Source organism: Methylosinus sp. shoA (assembly GCF_059718125.1).
Genome location: NZ_AP046091.1, coordinates 3,738,592 through 3,758,107, shown reverse-complemented (window position 1 = coordinate 3,758,107; position 19,516 = coordinate 3,738,592). Strand labels below are relative to the sequence as shown.

At 67.4% G+C, this 19,516-nt stretch carries 19 protein-coding genes; 15 read left to right on the top strand and 4 right to left on the bottom strand.

What is annotated here, in order from left to right; genetic code table 11:
* Positions 1-148: 148 nt before the first annotated feature.
* The 5 genes from AC6IW9_RS17415 (at position 149) to AC6IW9_RS17395 (ending at position 6,521) form a co-directional block, all read left to right on the top strand.
* Positions 149-490 carry a phasin family protein gene (locus tag AC6IW9_RS17415; RefSeq protein ID WP_497765393.1) on the top strand — a complete coding sequence of 114 codons (342 nt, stop codon included), beginning with the start codon at positions 149-151 and terminating at the stop codon, positions 488-490.
* Positions 491-678: 188 nt separating this feature from the next.
* Positions 679-4,137 carry a DNA polymerase III subunit alpha gene (gene dnaE, locus AC6IW9_RS17410; RefSeq protein ID WP_497765391.1) on the top strand — a complete coding sequence of 1,153 codons (3,459 nt, stop codon included), beginning with the start codon at positions 679-681 and terminating at the stop codon, positions 4,135-4,137.
* Positions 4,138-4,335: 198 nt separating this feature from the next.
* Entirely contained in the window at positions 4,336-5,313 is a 978-nt protein-coding gene (gene lipA / locus AC6IW9_RS17405) for a lipoyl synthase (protein WP_497765389.1), read from the top strand.
* A 258-nt stretch (positions 5,314-5,571) separates the two neighbouring features.
* Positions 5,572-6,126: a flagellin N-terminal helical domain-containing protein gene (locus AC6IW9_RS17400; RefSeq protein ID WP_497765387.1), complete on the top strand. Its 555-nt coding sequence runs from the start codon at positions 5,572-5,574 to the stop codon at positions 6,124-6,126.
* 227 nt (positions 6,127-6,353) lie between these two features.
* Positions 6,354-6,521, top strand: a complete 168-nt coding sequence (locus tag AC6IW9_RS17395) for a hypothetical protein (RefSeq protein WP_497765385.1) — start codon at positions 6,354-6,356, stop codon at positions 6,519-6,521.
* A 4-nt stretch (positions 6,522-6,525) separates the two neighbouring features.
* On the opposite strand, the gene AC6IW9_RS17390 is transcribed toward AC6IW9_RS17395, so the two are convergent.
* Positions 6,526-6,882: a DUF488 domain-containing protein gene (locus AC6IW9_RS17390; RefSeq protein WP_497765382.1), complete on the bottom strand. Its 357-nt coding sequence runs from the start codon at positions 6,880-6,882 to the stop codon at positions 6,526-6,528.
* Between the two features lie 107 nt (positions 6,883-6,989).
* Here AC6IW9_RS17390 and AC6IW9_RS17385 point away from each other — a divergent pair, with 107 nt between their 5' ends.
* Positions 6,990-7,460: a type II toxin-antitoxin system RatA family toxin gene (locus tag AC6IW9_RS17385; protein WP_497765380.1), complete on the top strand. Its 471-nt coding sequence runs from the start codon at positions 6,990-6,992 to the stop codon at positions 7,458-7,460.
* Here the strand turns inward: AC6IW9_RS17385 and AC6IW9_RS17380 are convergent.
* The 3 genes from AC6IW9_RS17380 to AC6IW9_RS17370 are packed head-to-tail and all read right to left on the bottom strand — an operon-like array spanning position 7,445 to position 9,354.
* Complete coding sequence (locus AC6IW9_RS17380; RefSeq protein WP_497765377.1) at positions 7,445-7,945, bottom strand: CinA family protein; 501 nt, start codon at positions 7,943-7,945, stop codon at positions 7,445-7,447. The two genes, AC6IW9_RS17385 and AC6IW9_RS17380, sit on opposite strands and share 16 nt — an antisense overlap.
* Positions 7,946-7,948: 3 nt before the next feature.
* The gene (locus tag AC6IW9_RS17375; RefSeq protein ID WP_497765375.1) at positions 7,949-8,095 is read right to left on the bottom strand and encodes a DUF433 domain-containing protein; all 147 of its coding nucleotides are present in this window, start codon (positions 8,093-8,095) and stop codon (positions 7,949-7,951) included.
* A 56-nt stretch (positions 8,096-8,151) separates the two neighbouring features.
* Entirely contained in the window at positions 8,152-9,354 is a 1,203-nt protein-coding gene (locus AC6IW9_RS17370) for a bifunctional 2-C-methyl-D-erythritol 4-phosphate cytidylyltransferase/2-C-methyl-D-erythritol 2,4-cyclodiphosphate synthase (RefSeq protein ID WP_497765373.1), read from the bottom strand.
* Between the two features lie 149 nt (positions 9,355-9,503).
* On the opposite strand from AC6IW9_RS17370, the gene dusB reads away from it, so the two are divergent.
* From dusB to hflX, 9 genes are all read left to right on the top strand, one after another.
* Entirely contained in the window at positions 9,504-10,502 is a 999-nt protein-coding gene (gene dusB / locus AC6IW9_RS17365) for a tRNA dihydrouridine synthase DusB (RefSeq protein ID WP_497765371.1), read from the top strand.
* A gap of 67 nt (positions 10,503-10,569) precedes the next feature.
* Positions 10,570-11,799 (top strand): two-component system sensor histidine kinase NtrB, encoded by a 1,230-nt coding sequence (locus tag AC6IW9_RS17360; RefSeq protein WP_497765369.1) that lies wholly within the window; start codon positions 10,570-10,572, stop codon positions 11,797-11,799.
* A gap of 25 nt (positions 11,800-11,824) precedes the next feature.
* Positions 11,825-13,300: a nitrogen regulation protein NR(I) gene (gene ntrC / locus AC6IW9_RS17355; RefSeq protein WP_497765366.1), complete on the top strand. Its 1,476-nt coding sequence runs from the start codon at positions 11,825-11,827 to the stop codon at positions 13,298-13,300.
* Between the two features lie 57 nt (positions 13,301-13,357).
* The gene (locus tag AC6IW9_RS17350) at positions 13,358-13,582 is read left to right on the top strand and encodes a hypothetical protein (protein ID WP_497765363.1); all 225 of its coding nucleotides are present in this window, start codon (positions 13,358-13,360) and stop codon (positions 13,580-13,582) included.
* A complete protein-coding gene (locus AC6IW9_RS17345; RefSeq protein WP_497772549.1) occupies positions 13,582-13,860 on the top strand; it encodes a type II toxin-antitoxin system RelE/ParE family toxin in 279 nt (92 codons plus the stop codon). Before AC6IW9_RS17350 ends, AC6IW9_RS17345 begins: the two co-directional genes overlap by 1 nt.
* A gap of 87 nt (positions 13,861-13,947) precedes the next feature.
* Positions 13,948-16,188: a sensor histidine kinase NtrY-like gene (locus tag AC6IW9_RS17340; protein WP_497765360.1), complete on the top strand. Its 2,241-nt coding sequence runs from the start codon at positions 13,948-13,950 to the stop codon at positions 16,186-16,188.
* Between the two features lie 13 nt (positions 16,189-16,201).
* Positions 16,202-17,569, top strand: a complete 1,368-nt coding sequence (ntrX, locus tag AC6IW9_RS17335) for a nitrogen assimilation response regulator NtrX (RefSeq protein WP_497765357.1) — start codon at positions 16,202-16,204, stop codon at positions 17,567-17,569.
* A gap of 280 nt (positions 17,570-17,849) precedes the next feature.
* Positions 17,850-18,116, top strand: coding sequence for an RNA chaperone Hfq (gene hfq, locus AC6IW9_RS17330; RefSeq protein ID WP_222573984.1), 267 nt, complete (start codon positions 17,850-17,852; stop codon positions 18,114-18,116).
* Between the two features lie 15 nt (positions 18,117-18,131).
* A complete protein-coding gene (gene hflX, locus AC6IW9_RS17325) occupies positions 18,132-19,514 on the top strand; it encodes a GTPase HflX (protein WP_497765353.1) in 1,383 nt (460 codons plus the stop codon).
* The last annotated feature ends 2 nt before the right edge of the window (positions 19,515-19,516 follow it).

The window sequence follows — 19,516 nt, the reverse complement described above, 5'->3', positions numbered from 1 at the left end:
GGCGAAATGATTTCTCTCGCCTGGTTTTGCATCGCAACATACGTATTGACTTGGATTGTGCATCGCATATAAGATCGCGTCGTCAATGAGAGCGTGCGGAACGTTCGCCATGGGGCGGCGCCGCGCAAGCGACACGAGGACGACACCGATGGTTGCCACATTCGAGAGCGTTCAGCAGCTGGGCAAGGAGCAATTCGAGGCCGTGTCCGCCGCCGCCGCGGCCGTGACCAAGGGCTGGCAGACGATCGCCGCCGAGGCCACCGACTATTCGAAAAAGTCGTTCGAGAAGAGCCGCCTGCTGGCGGAGAAGCTGATCGGCGTCAAGAAGATCGACGAGGCCATCCAGCTGCAGTCGGACTTCGCCAAAGGCGCCTATGAGGATTTCATCGCCGAGGCGACGAAGCTGGGCGAGCTCTATTCCAGCCTCGCCAAGGAAGCGTTCAAGCCGGTCGAGACGGCCGCGTCCAAGGTCTATACCTCGGCCGAGTGAGCCGGCGGCTCGACGCGTCCTCGAAGCGTTCCGAACAATGCCGAGCCGGCGCGTCCGGCTCGGCATTGTCGTTTCTGGGCTGGCCGAAGCCTGTGCGTAAGCGGCCGTCTCGCCGCTCCCCCGATTGCGAATCCCTCTGCTGCGGAGCGATATGACAATCGGCGTCGGATCGGGTCGGGAGCGAAGGCATGAGCGCTGGCGCGGGGGTCGGCTTCGTCCATCTGCATGTGCACACGGCCTTTTCGCTGCGTGAAGGCGCGCTGACGATCGCGCGTCTCATCGCGCTCGCCGAGCGGGACAAAATGCCGGCGCTGGCGATCACCGACAGCAATAACCTCTTTGGCGCGCTGGAATTTTCCGAAAAGGCGGCCAAGGCCGGGCTCCAGCCCATTCCCGCCCTTCAGCTCACCGTCGATTTCAGCGACGGGACTCGGAGCGCCTCCGAGGACGGGCGCGGCAATATCGTCCTCATCGCCAAATCGGAGGCGGGCTACGCCAATCTGATGCGTCTCGCGACCCGCGCTTTTCTGGGGCCGGAGCTCGGCGAAGCGCCGCATGTGACATTGGACCATCTGGAGGCGAACAGCGGCGAACTGATCGCGCTCACCGGCGGGCCGGAAGGCGGCCTCGATACGCTGTTCGCCCGCGGCCGGCCGGAGCAGGCGCGCGCCCGGCTCGCCGCGCTGGAGCGCCTGTTCGACGCCCGCCTCTATGTCGAGCTGCAGCGCCATGGGCTCGATCACGAGCGCCGCGTCGAGCCGCAATTGCTCGATCTCGCCTACCGGCGCGGTCTGCCGCTCGTTGCGACCAACGAGCCGTTTTTCGCGACTGCCGAGGATTTCGAGGCTCATGACGCGCTCCTCTGCATCGCCGAAGGGACGGTGACCAGCGTCGTCGAGCGACGGCGGCTGTCGCCCCAGCATTATTTCAAGACGCGCGAGGAGATGCTCGACCTCTTCGCCGATCTGCCCGAGGCGACGGGCGCGACCGTGGAGATCGCGCGGCGCGTGGCCGTGCGGCCGACGAAGCGCAAGCCGGTCATGCCGCGCTTCATGCGGGACGGGGAGGGGGGCGACGAATCTCTCGAGGAGATCGAGGCGCGGGAATTGCGCCGTCAGGCGCTCCAAGGCCTCGACGCGCGGCTCGCCGCCCATCCGCCGGCGCCGGGCCAGACGCGCGAGGATTACGAGGTCCGGCTCGCCTTCGAGCTCGACACGATCGAGAAGATGCGCTTCCCCGGCTACTTCCTGATCGTCTCCGACTTCATCAAATATGCGAAATCCAAGGGGATTCCGGTGGGGCCTGGGCGCGGCTCGGGCGCCGGCTCGCTCGTCGCCTATGCGCTGACCATCACCGATCTCGATCCGCTGCGCTTCGGCCTCTTCTTCGAGCGCTTCCTCAATCCAGAGCGCATGTCCATGCCGGATTTCGACGTGGACTTCTGCCAGTCGCGGCGCGAGGAGGTCATCGAATATGTCCGCGACCGCTATGGCGCGGAGCGGGTGGCGCAGATCATCACCTTCGGCTCATTCCTCGCGCGCGGCGTGCTGCGCAGCGTCGGCCGCGTGCTGGAGATGCCGCTCGGCCAGGTCGACAAGCTGGCGAAGCTCGTGCCGCAGAACCCGGCCAAGCCGGTGAGCCTCGCCGATGCGGTCGCCGGCGAGCAGAAGCTGCGCGAGGCGATCGCCGAGGACGAGAAGGTCGCGCGCCTGTTCAAGATCGCCGGCGCGCTCGAAGGGCTCTACTCCAACGCCTCCACCCATGCGGCCGGCGTCGTCATCGCCGACCGCCCGCTCGAGCAGCTCGCCCCGCTCTATCGCGACCCGAAGTCCGACATGCCGGCCACCCAGTTCAACATGAAATGGGCGGAGGAGGCCGGCCTCATCAAATTCGACTTTCTCGGACTGAAGACCCTGACCGTGCTCGCCACCGCCGTCGATCTCGTGCGCCGGCGCGTCGGGGACTTCGACCTCGCGGCCATACCGCTCGACGATGCGAAGACTTACGAGATGCTGGGGCGCGGCGAGACGGTGGGCGTGTTCCAGCTGGAAAGCGCAGGGATGCGCAAGGCGCTGGTCGACATGCGCGCCGATCATTTCGAGGACATCATCGCCCTCGTCGCCCTCTACCGCCCCGGCCCGATGGCGAACATTCCGACCTATTGCGCGGTGAAGCTCGGCGACGAGGAGCCGAACTACATCCATCCCAAGATCGAGCACATTCTGAAGGAGACCTTCGGCGTCATCATCTACCAGGAGCAGGTGATGCAGATCGCCCAGGTCCTCTCCGGCTATTCGCTGGGCGAGGCCGATCTCCTGCGCCGCGCCATGGGCAAGAAGATCAAGGCCGAGATGGACGCCCAGCGCGAGCGCTTCGTGAGCGGCGCCGTCGAGCGGGGCCTCGAGCCGGCCAAGGCGAGCGATATCTTCGACCTTCTGGCCAAATTCGCCGACTACGGCTTCAACAAGAGCCACGCCGCCGCCTATGCGCTGATCGCCTATCAGACGGCCTGGTTCAAGGCGTATTATCCGGTCGAGTTCCTCGCGGCCTCCATGACCCTCGACAAGGGCAACACCGACAAGCTCGCCGAATTCCGCAATGAGGCGCGCCGGCTCGGAATCGTCGTGGAGCCCCCCTCCATCAGCCGCTCGGGCGTCGACTTCGACGTCGCACCGGGCGCCGGCGGCGCGCTGGCGATCCGCTATGCGCTGTCGGCGGTCAAGGGCGTCGGGGAGGGACAGGCGGAATCGATCGTGCGCTCGCGGGGCGGCGAGCCGTTCCGCAGCCTGTCGGATTTCGCGCGCAGGATCAATCCGCGCGAGGTCAACAAGAAAGTGCTGGAAAATCTCGCCTGCTGCGGCGCCTTCGACGAGCTGGAGAGCGACCGCGCCCGCATGGCGGGGGCGATCGAGACGATCCTCGCCGCCGCCAATCGCAGCGCCGAGGACCGGCAGCTCGGCCAGAACGCCCTGTTCGGCGGCGGTCCCGCCGAGGAGCTGGTCCTGCCCAAGGCCGAGCCCTGGACGGCTTCGGAGAAGCTGAAGCGCGAGTTCGAAGCTGCCGGATTCTTCCTTACGGGCCATCCGCTCGACGCCTTCGCCTCGGTCCTCGCGCGGCGGCGCCTGTCGCGCTGGGCGGAGTTCACCGCGGCGGTCAAGCGCGGCGCGACGGCCGACCGGCTCGCGGCCGTGGTGCTCGATCGCACCGAGCGGCGCACCAAATCGGGCTCCAAGATGGGCATCGTCCTGCTCTCGGACGACAGCGGCCAATATGAGGCGATCCTGTTCCAGGAGGGGCTGACCCAATATCGCGACCTCCTCGAGAAGGGAGCGACCGTCATGGTGACTCTGAGCGCGACGATCGACGGCGAGGACGTCCGCGCCCGCATCACCGCCGTCGAGCCGCTCGCCGCCGCGGTCGCGCGGGCGCAAAAAGGGCTGCGCATTTTCCTGCGCGACGCGTCGCCTCTGGACCGGATCAAGTCGCGCCTCACGGCCCGGGGCGAAGGCGAAATCTCGCTCGTCGTGTCGCTGGAGCGTGCTGCGAGCGAGATCGAGATCAAGCTGCCGGGAGGCTATTCGGTCTCGCCCGACATCGCCGGCGCATTGATGACGATCCCCGGCGTGACCGCCGTGGAGCATATCTGATAGACTGAAGCAGAACTTCAAAAAGTGAGCGCAACTATCTGGAAAAATTGGATAGATTACTTCATCTTCATGTTTAGCTTCAAGACTGGGGCGCACGCATGCGGCGTCGCGCTCTTCTCGGCCGGGCCGACCGCGCTTATCTTGAAGCGTGACGGCGCCGGCCTTCGAACCTCGGCCGACATCGCGCGGGACGTCCCCATGACCGTTCTTCTCGATCTGTTGAACGACGACCCGCGCAAGCGCGAACCTGCGGCTCGCCATCCCGAGAAGGCGCATCGGCCCGATACGCCCGTCCTGCGCAAGCCGGAGTGGATCCGGGTCAAGGCGCCGGGCTCGGCCGCTTTCCGCGCGACCGACGCCATCCTCGCCGCGCAGGGGCTCTCGACCGTCTGCCGCGAGGCCTCCTGTCCCAACATCGGCGAGTGCTGGGAGCAGAGGCACGCGACCTTCCTGGTCATGGGCTCGGTCTGCACCAGGGCCTGCGCCTTCTGCAATGTCGCGACGGGCCTTCCCGGCCCGCTCGACCCCTCGGAGCCCGAGCGGGTCGCCGAGGCGACGGCGCGGCTCGGCCTCTCCCATGTGGTCGTCACCTCGGTCGATCGCGACGATCTCGAGGATGGCGGCGCCGCCCATATCGCCGCGACGATCCGCGCTATCCGCGCCGCCTGTCCCGCGACCACGATCGAGGTGCTGACGCCGGATTTTCTGCGCAAGCCGGGCGCGCTCGAGACGGTCGTCGCGGCGCGGCCGGACGTGTTCAACCATAATCTCGAGACAGTCCCGTCCCTCTATGTGACGGTGCGGCCGGGCGCCCGCTATTTCCATTCGCTGCGCCTGCTGCAGCGCGTCAAGGAGCTCGAGCCCGCGGTCTTCACCAAATCCGGCCTGATGGTCGGGCTCGGCGAGGAGCGTAACGAGATCCTCCAGGTGATGGACGATCTGCGCACGGCGGAGGTCGATTTCCTCACCCTCGGCCAATATCTGCAGCCCAGCCGAAAGCATCATGCGGTGGCGCGCTTCGTCACGCCACAGGAGTTCGACTCCCTTCGCACGATCGCCTTCGCGAAAGGCTTCGCGATGGTCGCCTCCTCTCCGCTCACGCGATCGTCGCATCACGCGGGCGCGGATTTCGAGCGGCTGAGAGAAGCGCGCAGGGCCTCGGGTCGTATCCGCTGAACAAAGCCTTTCCGAAACATCGAGATTTGCCGTGGCGGCGGACGCCGCGACTTAAAAGATTTGTCTTAAATCAGCGGCCGCCACGAACGGATGGAGCCCGACGTGACGATTTCTCTCGTCGTCTCTGGGCGCTCTTCCGAGAAGCGCGAGCCTGCTCGCGCCGCGCTACGGAGCCTGACCGGATCTCTCGAGCCTCGCCCGCCATCAATCCTTCGGACCTCGGTCGCGGAGCCGCGGCTCACGACAATGGAGCAAGAAATGGTTTCCCCTCTTTCCGGCGTTTCCGCTGCCGCGACCAGCGTCGGCCCGCTCGACTCGCGCCTCCAGAGCTTGTCCGCCGGACTGAAGATCGATCGCGGAGGAGATGGTCCTGCGTCGCTCGTCGAGAGCGAGGCCCGGCGGGCGCAGGTCTCGAGCCGACACGAGGCCCTCGACTCCGCCGCCGAGACGGTCGAAACCGTTCAGACGGGACAGAGGGCGATGGACAGCATCGACGAGTTGCTGGCGAGCGCCAGAGCCCTCGCGCTGGACAGCGCCGGCGCCGCGAGCCCCGAGGCGTTCGCGGCGAACCAGGCCGAAATCCAGAACCAGATCGCCGAAGCCGCGCGGCTCGCCGGGCGAGCGCCGTCCTCGACATCCGCGAATTCCGCCGCCGTCTCGGCCGCGCAGGCGCTCGCGTCCTACGCCGAGACCATGTCGGACGATTTCGCCGAGCTGTCGACGATCGATCTCATCCAGGCGGACGGCGGCGCGAGGGCGGTCGGGATCGTCGACGAGGCGGCGCGCGAAACGGCGTTGCCGCCGACGCTTTAGCCGGCCTAATCTCCCGACGCGCGAGGGTTCTCGCGCGATTCGGGGGTGAGAATGAAATCGAAAAGACGATCGGGGCGCTGATCTCGACGGCGCTCGCGGCTTGGGCCGCAGACGCATTCGCCAGTGACTACGCCTTTCGCCTCCACAACCGGGCGAAAGGATATACGATCAACGGCTTCTACACTTATCAGAACGGCCGCTGGAGCGAGAACTGGCTGCGCGATCGCGTGCGTCCGGGTCAGTCCGTCGCTTTGGACTGGTTCAGCAACGAGGGCGCCTGCGTCGTGCCGTTCCGCGTCAGCTGGGACGATTACGGCGCCGACGACTTCAAGCTCGACTGGTGCAAGGGCGTCCGGAACGTCTATATGAACGACAAGGGCTTCACCACGGAGTGACCCCTCACGCGCGCCGCCGGCCGGTGATGATCTCCTTGAGCGCGGCGGCGTTGTTCATGGCCGGCTCGCGGGAGGCGAACAGCAAAGTCACCACGCCTTCCCGGCCGAGCCGGCGCAGGCGGGCCGCCTCCTCGGCGTGGTTCTCCTCTATCTCCTGCGCATATCGGGCCTTGAACATCGCCCATCGGTCCGGCCTGTGGCCGTACCAGCGCCGCAAGGATTCGCTCGGCGCGATCTCCTTGTCCCATTCGTCGAGCGCGGCTTTCGCCTTCGACAACCCGCGCGGCCAGAGGCGATCGACCAGTATCCGCCTCCCGTCCTCCGCTTCGGGCGGGTCGTAGGCTCGCTTGATCTTGAACATGGCGCATAACCCGATCTCGCCCCGGCGCCGGTCAGAATAGGGCGTCGGCGCGCGCCGGCGACCGGACCATTTTCCCGGCCTCCGCAATAGTGCTACTAGCGTCGGCCATGAAGAGCTTCCGCAACCGCCGTCGCGTGAATTTCCGCGCCGACGACATGTTCGCCCTCGTCAGGGACGTCGAGGCCTATCCGAAATTCGTGCCGCTCTGCGAGGCGCTGCGCATCAAGCGGCGGACCACGACCGAGGAGGGGAAGGAGATCATCGTCGCGGAAATGGAGGTCGGCTTCAAGGCGGTGTGCGAGCGCTTCACCAGCCGCGTCACCTGCGACGCGGCGAAACGCGAAATTCTCGTCGAATATATCGACGGCCCGTTCAAGAAGCTCGAGAACCGCTGGACCTTCGTCGACGAGCCGCAGGGCCCGGACGGCGCGCCGCGCTCCCTGGTCGAATTCTATATCAGCTACGAGTTCCGCAGCCGGACGCTCGGCCTCGTGATGGGCGCGATGTTCGACCAGGCCTTCCACAAATATGCCGACGCTTTCGTGAAGCGAGCCGGCGAGGTCTATGGGCGCCGCTGAGCGGCCTCGACCAGCATCTCCAGCGCCTGGAGAACCGACGCCTCCCGTATGGCCTCACGCGTCAGCGGTCCGAAGCGCCGCTCGACGTGCTCGACGCCGAAGCCCTTGCGCAGACAGGCGAAATGGACGAGCCCGACGGGCTTTTCCGCGCTGCCGCCGCCGGGACCGGCGACGCCTGTGATCGACGCGGCGATATCGGCGAAAGACCGCTCGACCGCTCCATGCGCCATCGCCCGCGCGGTCTCGGCGCTGACGGCGCCGTAGCGCTCGAGAATGTCGTGCGGGACGCCGAGCATCTCTTCCTTGGCGGCGTTGGAATAAGTGACGAAGCCGCGGTCGAAGGCGTCCGAGGAGCCGGCGATGGCGGTGATCGCCCCGGCGACGAGCCCGCCGGTGCAGGATTCGGCCGTGGCGAGACGGAGCTTCTGCGCCCGGCAGAGGTCGAGGAGGCGTTCGGCGAGGCGGAGGAGATCGGGGTGGGGCATGGTCTAGGGCTGGTTGGGATCGTCGGCACGGTAGAATGAGACGTCGGCGGCGATCTGCCCGACGATCATGCCCACGGTGATGCGCATGCCGCGAATGCACGGGCGTTCGTCCATCACCTCGGGGTCGATTGTGCGATCGAGCCCGTCCATCGAGAAGACTCCGAAGGAGCGCCAGGGGCGTCGAGATAATATAGTCGGGCGGCGGCTCAAATGGCAGACGTCGGCAGCCGCACCGTCGCCAGCGCCAGCGCCGCCATCCCTTCCTGCCGGCCGGTGAAGCCGAGACGCTCCGTCGTCGTCGCCTTCACCGCGACGCGCGACACGTCCACCTCCATGATTTTCGCGAGGCTCTCTCGGATGGCGTCGCGGTGCGGGCCGATCTTGGGCGCTTCGCAGACGATGGTCGCGTCGACATGGGCGACGATCCCGCCGCGCTCGCGCACGCGCTTCGCCGCGAAAGCGAGGAAGATGGAGGAGGCGGCGCCCTTCCACTGCGGGTCCGAGGGCGGAAAATGCTTGCCGATGTCGCCGTCCGCGAGCGCGCCGAGCAGAGCGTCGGTGACCGCATGGGCCAGCACGTCGGCGTCCGAATGGCCGGCTAATCCTCGTGAATAGGGCACGGGAACGCCGCCGAGCCAGACCTTGTCGCCGGGGCCGAAGGCGTGGACGTCATAGCCCTGGCCGGTGCGGATGTCGGAGAGGTCGCCGAGCAATTGCGTCTGCGCGCGCAAGAAATCCTCCGCGGTGGTGAGCTTGAAATTGGCTGTGTCGCCGGCGAAGACATGAACTCCATGACCCGCGGCCTCGGCAACCATGCCGTCGTCGGTGAGTTCCGTCCCGGAGCCGGCCGCGCGATGGGCGGCGAGGATCAGCGGAAAGGAGAAGGCCTGGGGCGTCTGGACGCTGCGCAGGGCGGTGCGATCCGGCGTCGCGACGACGACCCCCGCGGCGTCGACCTGCTTCACCGTGTCGGTCGGCGGCAGGCCGGGCACGGCGGCGCCATGCGCGCGCGCCGCCGCGATGGCGCGCTCGATGAGGCCGGCGTCGACGAAAGGCCGCGCTGCGTCATGAATCAACACGATCTCGGGCGCCGGGGCGAGCCGCGCCAGCGCCTCGAGGCCATTGCGCACGCTCTCCTGCCGAGTCCCTCCGCCGGCCGCCGGCTCGAGCAGACGCGCCTGCGCATCGGGCGCCAGAAGCGCGACGGCCTCGCGGTAGAGCAGGGCGTCGTCGGCATGGGTGACGACCAGCAGCGCCGCCTCGGGCGCGGCCGCGTGCAACGCCTCGAGCGTGCGCGTCAGGACGCTCTTGCCGAGCAGCGCACGATATTGTTTTGGAAGGCCGTCGCCGGCCCGGGAGCCGCGGCCGCCGGCGACGGTCAGAAAAGCGATGGGGGAGGAGGCGCTCATGGGCCGTTCCTGTCTCGCGTTTTCGCTTCCGCGTCAATTTTCGCCGACGCAACGGGGTTATACTCATTGCGTACGTAAGACCGCGTGCATATAGTGTAGGCACGATGAAAACTGATGAATTTATAGGCGAGACTATGGGAGCCACGCCTTTGCGCATCGGTTCGCTTCGTCTCCCCGGGCGCGCGCTGCTCGCGCCCATGGCCGGCGTGACCGACCTCGCCATGCGCCGGATCGCGCTGCGTTTCGGCGCGTCGGCGGCGGTCGGCGAGATGGTCGGGGCCAGCGCGCTCGCGCGCGGCGACCTCGAGGCCCGCCAGCGGCTCGACGGCGCCGGGCTCGACGCGCATATCGTGCAGATCGCGGCGCGGGATCCGCGAGCGATCGCCGAGACGGCGCGCCGCGCCGAGGCGGCGGGGGCGAAGCTCATCGACATCAATATGGGCTGTCCGTGCAAGCGCGTGACCGGCGGCCTCGCCGGCGCGGCGCTGATGCGCGATCCGCCGCTCGCCGCAGCCCTGGCGCGCGCGGCGGTCGGCGCGGTCGGCGTGCCGGTCAGCGTAAAGATGCGGCTCGGCTGGGACGACGCCGCGCGCAATGCGCCCGAGGTCGCGCGTCTCGTCGAGAGCGAGGGCGCGGCGATGGTGACGGTGCACGGCCGCACCCGCGCGCAATTCTACGAGGGCAGGGCGGATTGGGCCGCGATCGCCGAGGTCAAGCGCGCGTTGCGGATCCCGGTCGTCGCCAATGGCGATTGCGAGAGCCCCGAAGACGCCGCGGAGATGCTGCGGCTGTCCGGCGCCGACGCCGTCATGATCGGCCGGGCGGCCCTCGGCCGCCCCTGGCTCGTCGGCGACGTCGCGCATTTTCTCGCGACCGGCCGCCGCCGGCCGCCGCCGGACCGCGTCGCACGGCTGGAGGCGGCGCTCGAGCATTTGGACGGCCTGCTCGCGCTCATGGGCGCGTCGGCCGGGCTGCGCCATGCGCGCAAGCATCTCGCCGCTTACGCCGATCACGCGCCGGACGACGGCGCCGGCGAGCGGCAGGGGCTGCGCCGGGCCCTCGTCGGCGCCGCGACGCCCGAGGAGGCGAGGCGGCTGCTGGCGCGGCTGTTCCGTCTGGACGCGCCGCGCGAGCCGGCGTGCGCGTGATGATCTCGTGTCTTACCCGGGGGCGGACCGACTCCCGACGCTGCGTAACGAGTTTCGAGGGGACGACATGACGGCCGAATCCAATCCGCACAAGCGTCGGGACGCGCTTCCGCCCCTGCTCGGAGCTCGCCTGCGGATTCTCTCCGAGGAGAACCGCGCCTGCATTCTCGAGGCCTTGCCCAGCATCATACTGGCGATCCGCCAGGATGGCGTGATCGCAGACGCCAACGCCGCGGCCGAGGCCTTTTTCGAGATCGGCAAGCCGATCCTGATCGGCCAGGAGCTGAGCCGTCTGCTCGCCTTCGGCTCGCCGCTGCTGGCGCTGATCGAGCAGGTGCGGGAGCGGGGCGCCGCGATCAACGAATATCGCATCGACCTCGGCCGGCCGGGCGTCGACGGCGACCGGCGCGTCGACGTGCACTGCGCTCCGCTGCCCGACAGCGACGGCGGCGTGCTCGTCGTGCTGCAGGAACGCACCATTGCCGATAAAATAGACAGGCAGCTGACCCATAGGGGGGCGGCGCGCTCGGTTTCGGGGCTCGCCTCCATGCTCGCGCACGAGATCAAGAATCCCCTGTCCGGCATCAGGGGCGCGGCGCAATTGCTGGAGAGCTCGGTCGGCGACGAGGACCGCGCGCTGACGCGTCTCATCTGCGACGAGACGGACCGCATCGTGCGTCTCGTCGACCGCATGGAGGTGTTCTCCGACCAGCGCCCGCCGGAACGCGACAAGGTCAATATTCATATCGTCCTCGACCATGTGAAGCGGGTGGCGCGCAGCGGCTTCGCCCGTCACATCCGCTTCATCGAGAATTACGACCCTTCGCTCCCGCCGGTCGCCGCGAGCCGCGACCAGCTCGTCCAGGTCTTCCTCAATCTCGTGAAGAACGCCGCCGAGGCGATCGGCGACGCGGTGGACGGCGAGATCGAGCTCTCGACCGCCTATCGGCCGGGCGTGAGCCTGAGAACGATGGGAGAGGGGCGGCCGGTCGGGCTCCCTCTCGAATTCTGCGTGCGCGACAACGGCCGCGGCGTTCCCGAGGACATTGCGGCGCATCTGTTCGACCCTTTCGTCACCACCAAATCCTCGGGCACTGGCCTCGGACTTGCACTAGTGGCCAAGATCGTGAATGACCACGGCGGCATCGTGGAATGCGAATCTCACCCGAGGCGAACCACTTTCCGCATCCTCATGCCGATGTATCGCAAGGACGACGAGAAGCGCGCCGACGAGCGCCGCGCGCGGAGAGGCCCCGCCGCCGAGAAGGAGGAGCGGTCGAAGGACCGCCGTTCATGATGACGTTCCGCTGGAGACGATGCCGATGACGCACGGCGAGATATTGGTCGCCGACGACGACGCCGCGATCCGCACGGTCGTAGCGCAGGCGCTTTCGCGCGCCGGCTATGAGGTGCGCACCACGGGGACCGCCGCGACCCTCTGGCGCTGGGTGCAATCGGGGGAGGGCGACCTCGTCGTCACCGATGTCGTGATGCCCGACGAGAACGCCTTCGAGCTTCTCCCCCGCATCAAGAAGCTCCGTCCCGATCTGCCGATCATCGTGATGAGCGCGCAGAACACGTTCATGACCGCCATCCGCGCCTCCGAGCGCGGGGCCTATGACTATCTGCCGAAACCGTTCGACCTGAAGGAGCTCGTGGGCATTGTCGGCCGCGCCATGGCCGAGCCGCGCAAGAAGGGCGAACTCGACGGGCAGGACGAGATGGAGGGCATGCCGCTCGTCGGCCGCTCGCCCGCCATGCAGGAGATCTATCGCTCGCTGGCGCGGCTGATGCAGACCGATCTGACGGTCATGATCAATGGCGAATCCGGCACCGGCAAGGAGCTGGTCGCCCGCGCATTGCATGATTACGGCAAGCGCAAGAAGGGGCCTTTCGTCGCCATCAATATGGCGGCGATCCCGCGCGATCTCATCGAGAGCGAGCTCTTCGGCCATGAGAAGGGCTCCTTCACCGGCGCCAGCCAGCGCTCGATCGGCCGTTTCGAACAGGCGGAGGGCGGCACCCTGTTCCTCGACGAGATCGGCGACATGCCGATGGAGGCGCAGACGCGGCTGCTGCGCGTTCTGCAACAGGGCGAATATACGACCGTCGGCGGCCGCACGCCGATCAAGACCAATGTCCGCATCATCGCCGCCACCAACAAGGATCTGCGCGCGCTGATCCAGCAGGGCCTCTTCCGCGAGGACCTCTATTTCCGCCTCAATGTCGTGCCGCTGCGCCTGCCGCCGCTGCGCGAGCGCACCGAGGACATTCCCGACCTCGTGCATCATTTCTTCAAGGTCGCGGCCAATGAGGGCCTGCCGCAGAAATATATCGAGCAGCCGGCGCTCGACCGGATGAAGCGCTACCGCTGGCCGGGCAATATCCGCGAGCTCGAGAATCTGATCCGCCGGCTTGCCGCCCTGCATCCGCAGGAGGTCATCACCGAGCAGGTGGTGGAGCTCGAGCTCGAGCACGAAATGCGCCAGGGCGCGCCCGGCGACCGCTCGCCGGCGGCCGCAGCCGCCGGCGAGCGGTCGCTCGACAAGGACGTGACGCTGTCGACATCGGTCGAGCAGCATCTCGCCAAGCTGTTCCGCGATCATGGCGAGCGCCTGCCGCCGCCCGGCCTCTATCATCGCGTGATCCGCGAGATCGAGGTGCCGCTGATCTCGGCCGCGCTCGCGGCGACGCGCGGCAATCAGATCAAGGCCGCCGAGCTGCTCGGCCTCAACCGCAACACGCTGCGCAAGAAGGTCAACGATCTCGACATAAGATTGATGCGCTCGCCGAGGTGAGGCGAAACGCGTCGCTTTATGATCCGACAGACCCGGAAAGAGAAGAAGGAGGCTCTCGTGACCCGCTTGCTTGAGCAGGCCGTCGAAAAGCTTCGTCGTCTGCCAGACGCCGAGCAGGACGCGCTCGCCCATGTGCTGCTGCAGCTCGCGGGGGAGGAGCAACCTCTCGTTCGATTGTCGGAGGAGGAAGAACGCGATCTCGCAGAGGCGCTGGCGGAAGCCGAGCGCGGCGAATTCGCAACCGATGCGGAGATGCGCGCTCTCTGGGCGAAATATGAGTGATGCAGCTTCGGTTCACCGCGCGGGCCGCCGCGCAAATCGATGCCGCGCTCGGTTATTTGGCGGCAAAATCTCCCCGTGGTGCGAGCAATGTCCGCTCGAGGCTTTTGGCGATTCTGGGACTTCTGCAAGAAAGGCCGCTCGCGGGGCGTAGAACGAGCAATCCTCGAGTGCGGCGCATCGCCGTCACGCCTTACCCCTATCTGGTCGACTATCGAGCGACCGACTCCGAGATCGTCATCTTGCGCTTCCGCCATGCGGCGCGCAGGCCGGTCGATTAATAGATTCTTCCATGGGCGGCGGGCGACGTGGGGGGCGTCGGGCCTGATTGCGTCGATGTCTATCGCGACCTATACAGGCGCATGTCCATGGCGGGAGACCTAGACCGGGCCGCGCCGCCCTCGCCGGAGCGGCGCTCGCTGCGCCTGTGGTTCGGGCCGATCGCCGTGGTCGGCGCCGTCGCCTGCGCGCTCGCCACTTTCTTCATCATGGCCGAGCTCTCGCCGATCGCCCCGACCGGCGACGTCGTCTTCGTGCTGTTCTTCGTCGACGCCGCCGCGCTGGTCCTGATCGTCGGCCTTGTGCTCGTCAAGGCCGGCGCCCTCATCAGCGCTTGGCGGCGCGGCGAGGCGGCGGCGGGCCTCCACATCCGCATCGTCGGCTTCTTCTCGGTGCTGGCGCTGGCGCCGGCGATCATTCTGGCGATCGTCGGCTCGATCACGCTGGAGCGCGCGCTCAATCCCAAATTCCTCGCCATGGTCAAGACCTCGGTCCACAGCACGGCCGAGGCGGCGCGCGTGTTCCGCGAGACGCAATGCCGCTCGCTGCTGCAGGAGGCGCAGCTCTCCGCCTCCGATCTCGACCGCGCCCGCGCCATGTTCAACGCCGACCGCGGCCTGTTTCACGAGTTCTTCGCCTCGCGCGCGCGCTTTCTCGGCTTTTCGGTCGCGGCGATCGTCACCGCCAAAGGCGAGATCGTCGAGCGCGTCGATGTGGCGCAGGACGGCTCGGCGATCGTCATCGCGCCGCCGCAGTCGGATTTCGAGGACGCGCGCAAGGGCGAGCCTCTGTGTCTCGTCATCGACGACGGCCGCACCTTCGTCGCGCTGCGGCCGCTGTCGTCCTATCCCGACACATTCCTCTATGTGACGCGTCCGGTCGATCCTTTCGGCGTGCAGTTCCCCGAGCAGGCGGCGAGCCTCATCGCGACCTATGACGCCTTCGACGCCTATCGCGGCGCGGTGAAGAAGGCCTTCGTCGTGATGTATGCGCTGCTCGCGATGATCATGCTGCTGTCCGCGGTCTGGGTCGGGCTCGATTTCGCCAACCGGCTCGTCGCGCCCATCCGCGCGCTGATCGCCGCGACCGATCAGGTCTCGGCGGGCAATCTCGACGTGCGCGTCGAAGTCGAGCGCTCGCAGGGCGATCTCGCCCATCTCGGCGACGTCTTCAACAATATGACCACGGAGCTCGAGCAGCAGCAGCGGCGGCTGATCTCGGCCAATCGCCAGATCGACGAGCGCCGCCGCTTCACCGAAGCGGTGCTGTCGGGCGTGCCCGCCGCAGTGCTCGGCGTGGATGCGGAGGGGCGGATCAATGTGCTCAACCGCTCCGCCGAGGAGCTGCTCGTCGGCGGGCAGAAGAGCGCCGCCGCGGCGGCGATCGGCAAGCGGGCCGCCGAGGCGCTGCCGGAGATCGCGCCTATTCTCGCCGACGCCGCCGAGGCCTTTCCGCGCCCGATTCAGCGTCAGATCATGATAAGGCGCGGCGGCAAGGAATTGACCTTCGCCGTCCGCGTGACCTCGGCGGCGACGGAGGAAAGGGGCTCCGATTTCGTCGTGACGCTCGACGATATCACCGATCTCGTCGTCGCGCAGCGCACCTCCGCCTGGGCGGACGTCGCCCGCCGCATCGCCCATGAGATCAAGAATCCGCTGACGCCGATCCAGCTCTCCGCCGAGCGCCTGAAGCGCAAATACGGAAGGCTCATCACAGTCGACCGCGACATCTTCGACCAATGCACCGACACGATCGTGCGGCAGGTCGACGACATCAAGCGCATGGTCGACGAATTCTCGTCCTTCGCGCGCATGCCCAAGGCGCGTCCCGAGCGCGACGATCTCTGCGAATGCGTGCGGCAGGCGGCCTTCCTGCAGCGCGTCGCCCACAATGACGTCGAAATCACCTTGAACCTGCCGGACGAGCCGGCGCCCGCCTTCTTCGACCGCCGGCTGCTGTCGCAGGCGCTGACCAACATCGTGAAGAATGCGGCGGAGAGCATCGCCGCGCGCGACGAGGGCGCGGCGGCGGAGCCGAAGCGGATCGAGATCACGCTGACCGCGCGCGAGGGCATGGCGCAGATCGACGTGATCGACAATGGCAAGGGCTTTCCGGCCTTCAACCGGCAGCGGCTGCTCGAGCCGTATATGACGACGCGCGCGGAGGGCACGGGCCTCGGCCTGCCTATTGTCGCCAAGATCATCGAGGACCATGGCGGCCGGCTCGAATTGCTCGACGCGCCCTCGGGCAGGGGCGCCTGCGTGCGCCTGATCCTGCCGCTCGGCGGAGAGCCCGCGCGAGAGGAGCCGGCGCCGCGCCGCGCCACGTGAATGGTGAAGAGAAATGGTCAGCGACATACTCATCGTCGACGATGAAGAAGACATCCGCGAGCTGGTCGCCGGCATACTCGGCGACGAGGGCCATGGCGTGCGCACGGCGAAAGATTCCGATTCCGCGCTCGCGGCGATCGAGTCGCGCCGGCCGCATCTCGTCTTTCTCGACATATGGCTGCAGGGCTCGCGGCTCGACGGCATGCAGGTGCTGGAGCAGATCCAGAAGCAGCACAAGGGCCTGCCCGTCGTGATGATCTCGGGCCACGGCAATATCGAGACCGCGGTCAGCGCCATCAAGCTCGGCGCCTATGACTTCATCGAGAAGCCGTTCAAGGCCGACCGGCTGGTGCTCGTCGCCGAGCGGGCGCTGGAGGCCTCGCAGCTGCGCCGCGAGGTCAGCGCGCTGCGCCAGCGCTCCGGCGCCTCGGACCGCATCGTCGGCAGCTCGCTGCCCGCTCATCAGCTGCAGCAGCTGATCGCCCGCGTCGCGCCGGTCAATTCGCGCGTCCTGATCACCGGACGGCCGGGCTCCGGCAAGGAGCTCGCGGCGCGCTGCATCCATGCGGCGTCGCCCCGCGCCGACGGCCCCTTCGTCGTCATCAATGCGGCGACCATCACGCCCGAGAATATGGAGATCGAGCTGTTCGGCCGCGAGGGCGGCGAGGGCCCGCCCAAGATCGGCGCGCTCGAGGAGGCGCATGGCGGCACGCTGTTCCTCGACGAGATCGCCGACATGCCCAAGGACACGCAGTCCAAGATCCTGCGCGTGCTCGTCGAGCAGCAGACCTTCCAGCGCGTCGGGGGGGCCACGCGCGTGCAGGTCGACGTGCGGATCATCTCCTCCTCCGCGCGCGATCTTCCCGCGGCGATCGAGGAGGGGTCGCTGCGGGAGGATCTCTTCCACCGCCTGTCGGTGATGCCGATCCGCGTGCCCTCGCTCGCCGAGCGGCGCGAGGATATTCCCGAGCTCATCGATTATTTCATGGAGCAGCTCTCGGCCACGAGCGGCATGGCGCGGCGCAGGATCAGCGAGGACGCGCTCGCCGTGCTGCAATTGCACGACTGGCCCGGCAACATCCGGCAATTGCGCAACAATGTCGAGCGGCTGATGATCCTCGCCGTGGGCGATTCCAACGCCGAGATCACCGCGGACATGCTGCCTCCCGACGTCGGCGAGCTGGTGCCGGCGACGCCCGCCGGCGTGCGCGGCGAGAAGCTGATGAGCCTGCCGCTGCGCGAGGCGCGCGAAGTGTTCGAGAGGGAATATCTGATCGCCCAGCTCAACCGCTTCAGCAACAATATTTCACGTACGGCGGAATTCATCGGCATGGAGCGCTCGGCGCTGCATCGCAAGCTGAAGTCGCTCGGCGTCGAATAACGACGGTCCGTCCACAAACCGCGGCGTTACAACAGCTTGCGAAACTTTCCTATTGGCTCGCGCGCCATTTGGCTCTAGTGGAGGCCGGGCTCGCCGTCGCAGTTGCGTCGCAACAGTCGGCCACGATCCGCAGCGCACGGCCGCCGCCGGGAGGAGGGCGGCGCGCAGCTCACGGCTTGCGCATTGCGCTGGCGCGGTCTCTAATGCGGCGCCGGACGGCTCGGATGGAACATGAGCGGCGGAAGTCGCCCGGAAACGAAAAAAGAGAACAGGATAGCCGATGTCCTCGGAACGCGCGCAGAACCTGCAGGATACTTTCTTGAACTTCGTGAGGAAAAACAAGGTTCCGCTCACGATCTTCCTCGTCAATGGCGTCAAGCTTCAAGGCATTGTGACTTGGTTCGACAATTTCTGTCTCTTGCTGCGGCGCGACGGACATTCGCAGCTAGTCTACAAACATGCGATCTCCACTATCATGCCCGGCCATCCGATCCATATGTTCGAACCGGGGGACGACTCCGACGCCGCGCCCGAAAAACAGCGCTAGATCGTCGAGGATGGATTGAACGATAGAGGGTCCGAAGGCCCCGGGCCGGGGCAGGGCGGAGACCGCACGCGCGCGCTGGTCGTCGGGCCCTATGTCGCGCGCGCCAGCGCGGCGGACGGCGCGACGCGCGATCCGCAGGCGCGCCTCGCCGAAGCGGTCGGCTTGGCTCGAGCGATCGAGCTCGACGTCGCCGAGGCGGTCGCCGTCTCGCTCGCGCAGGTGCGGCCGTCGACCTTTCTCGGCAAGGGCAAGGTCGAGGAGATCGCCGAGACGGTGAAAAACGCCGAGGCGACGCTGGTGACGATGGATTGCCAGCTCTCGCCGGTGCAACAGCGCAATCTCGAAAAGGCCTGGGGCGCCAAGGTCATCGACCGCACAGGGCTGATCCTCGAGATTTTCGGCCGCCGCGCCCGCACCAGGGAAGGCGCGCTGCAGGTGGAGCTCGCCCATCTCGCCTATCAGAAATCGCGGCTCGTGCGCAGCTGGACCCATCTCGAGCGCCAGCGCGGCGGCTTCGGCTTTCTCGGCGGCCCTGGCGAGACCCAGATCGAGACCGACCGCCGTCTCATCGAGGAGCGCATGGCGCGCATCGAGCGCGACCTCGAACAGGTGAGGCGCACGCGCGGCCTGCATCGCAAGACGCGCCGCGAGGTTCCCTATCCCGTCGTCGCCCTCGTCGGCTACACCAACGCCGGCAAGTCGACCTTGTTCAATCGCCTGACCAAGGCGGGCGTGCTCGCCGAGGACATGCTGTTCGCGACGCTCGATCCGACCTTGCGGCAGATCCGCCTTCCGCACGGGGCGCGCGCGCTGTTGTCGGACACGGTCGGCTTCATCTCCGATCTGCCGACCATGCTGATCTCCGCCTTCCGCGCCACTCTGGAGGAGGTGATGCTCGCCGACGTCGTGCTGCATGTGCGCGACGTCTCGCATGAGGATTGGGAGGCGCAGGCCGAGGATGTCGAGGCGATCCTCGCAGAGCTCGGCCTTTCCGGCGAAGCCGGCGCGCGCATTCTCGAAGTGTGGAACAAAATCGACGCGCTCGATCCCGAGCGGCTCGTCGCGCTACGCGCCGCGTCCGAGGGTGTGAAGGGCAGGGAGCGTCCCTCGCTCGCCTCGGCGGTGACCGGGGAAGGGCTCGACGCGCTGCTGGAGCGCATCGAGTCGCGTCTCGCCGAAGGACGCGTCGAGCTCGAGATCGCGCTCGACCCCGCCGACGGCGAAGGTTTCGCGTGGCTGCACTCTCATACGGAAGTGTTGGACCGCGAGACGCTCTCGGACGGCCGCGCGCGTCTCGTCGTGCGCGTCGCGCCGGAACGTTTCGACAATGTGACGCGGCGATTTCCGCAGGCCGAGGTTTTTTCGGGCGCGCCCGAGCGGCGCCATGCGCGTCGATAGCG

Bases quoted from the DNA above. Each gene is read 5' to 3' on its own strand.
- AC6IW9_RS17415 (WP_497765393.1), top strand. From the start codon at position 149: ATGGTTGCCACATTCGAGAGCGTTCAGCAGCTGGGCAAGGAGCAATTC.
- dnaE (WP_497765391.1), top strand. From the start codon at position 679: ATGAGCGCTGGCGCGGGGGTCGGCTTCGTCCATCTGCATGTGCACACG.
- lipA (WP_497765389.1), top strand. From the start codon at position 4,336: ATGACCGTTCTTCTCGATCTGTTGAACGACGACCCGCGCAAGCGCGAA.
- AC6IW9_RS17400 (WP_497765387.1), top strand. From the start codon at position 5,572: ATGGTTTCCCCTCTTTCCGGCGTTTCCGCTGCCGCGACCAGCGTCGGC.
- AC6IW9_RS17390 (WP_497765382.1), bottom strand. From the start codon at position 6,882: ATGTTCAAGATCAAGCGAGCCTACGACCCGCCCGAAGCGGAGGACGGG.
- AC6IW9_RS17385 (WP_497765380.1), top strand. From the start codon at position 6,990: ATGAAGAGCTTCCGCAACCGCCGTCGCGTGAATTTCCGCGCCGACGAC.
- AC6IW9_RS17380 (WP_497765377.1), bottom strand. From the start codon at position 7,945: ATGCCCCACCCCGATCTCCTCCGCCTCGCCGAACGCCTCCTCGACCTC.
- AC6IW9_RS17375 (WP_497765375.1), bottom strand. From the start codon at position 8,095: ATGGACGGGCTCGATCGCACAATCGACCCCGAGGTGATGGACGAACGC.
- AC6IW9_RS17370 (WP_497765373.1), bottom strand. From the start codon at position 9,354: ATGAGCGCCTCCTCCCCCATCGCTTTTCTGACCGTCGCCGGCGGCCGC.
- AC6IW9_RS17360 (WP_497765369.1), top strand. From the start codon at position 10,570: ATGACGGCCGAATCCAATCCGCACAAGCGTCGGGACGCGCTTCCGCCC.
- ntrC (WP_497765366.1), top strand. From the start codon at position 11,825: ATGACGCACGGCGAGATATTGGTCGCCGACGACGACGCCGCGATCCGC.
- AC6IW9_RS17345 (WP_497772549.1), top strand. From the start codon at position 13,582: ATGCAGCTTCGGTTCACCGCGCGGGCCGCCGCGCAAATCGATGCCGCG.
- AC6IW9_RS17340 (WP_497765360.1), top strand. From the start codon at position 13,948: ATGGCGGGAGACCTAGACCGGGCCGCGCCGCCCTCGCCGGAGCGGCGC.
- ntrX (WP_497765357.1), top strand. From the start codon at position 16,202: ATGGTCAGCGACATACTCATCGTCGACGATGAAGAAGACATCCGCGAG.
- hfq (WP_222573984.1), top strand. From the start codon at position 17,850: ATGTCCTCGGAACGCGCGCAGAACCTGCAGGATACTTTCTTGAACTTC.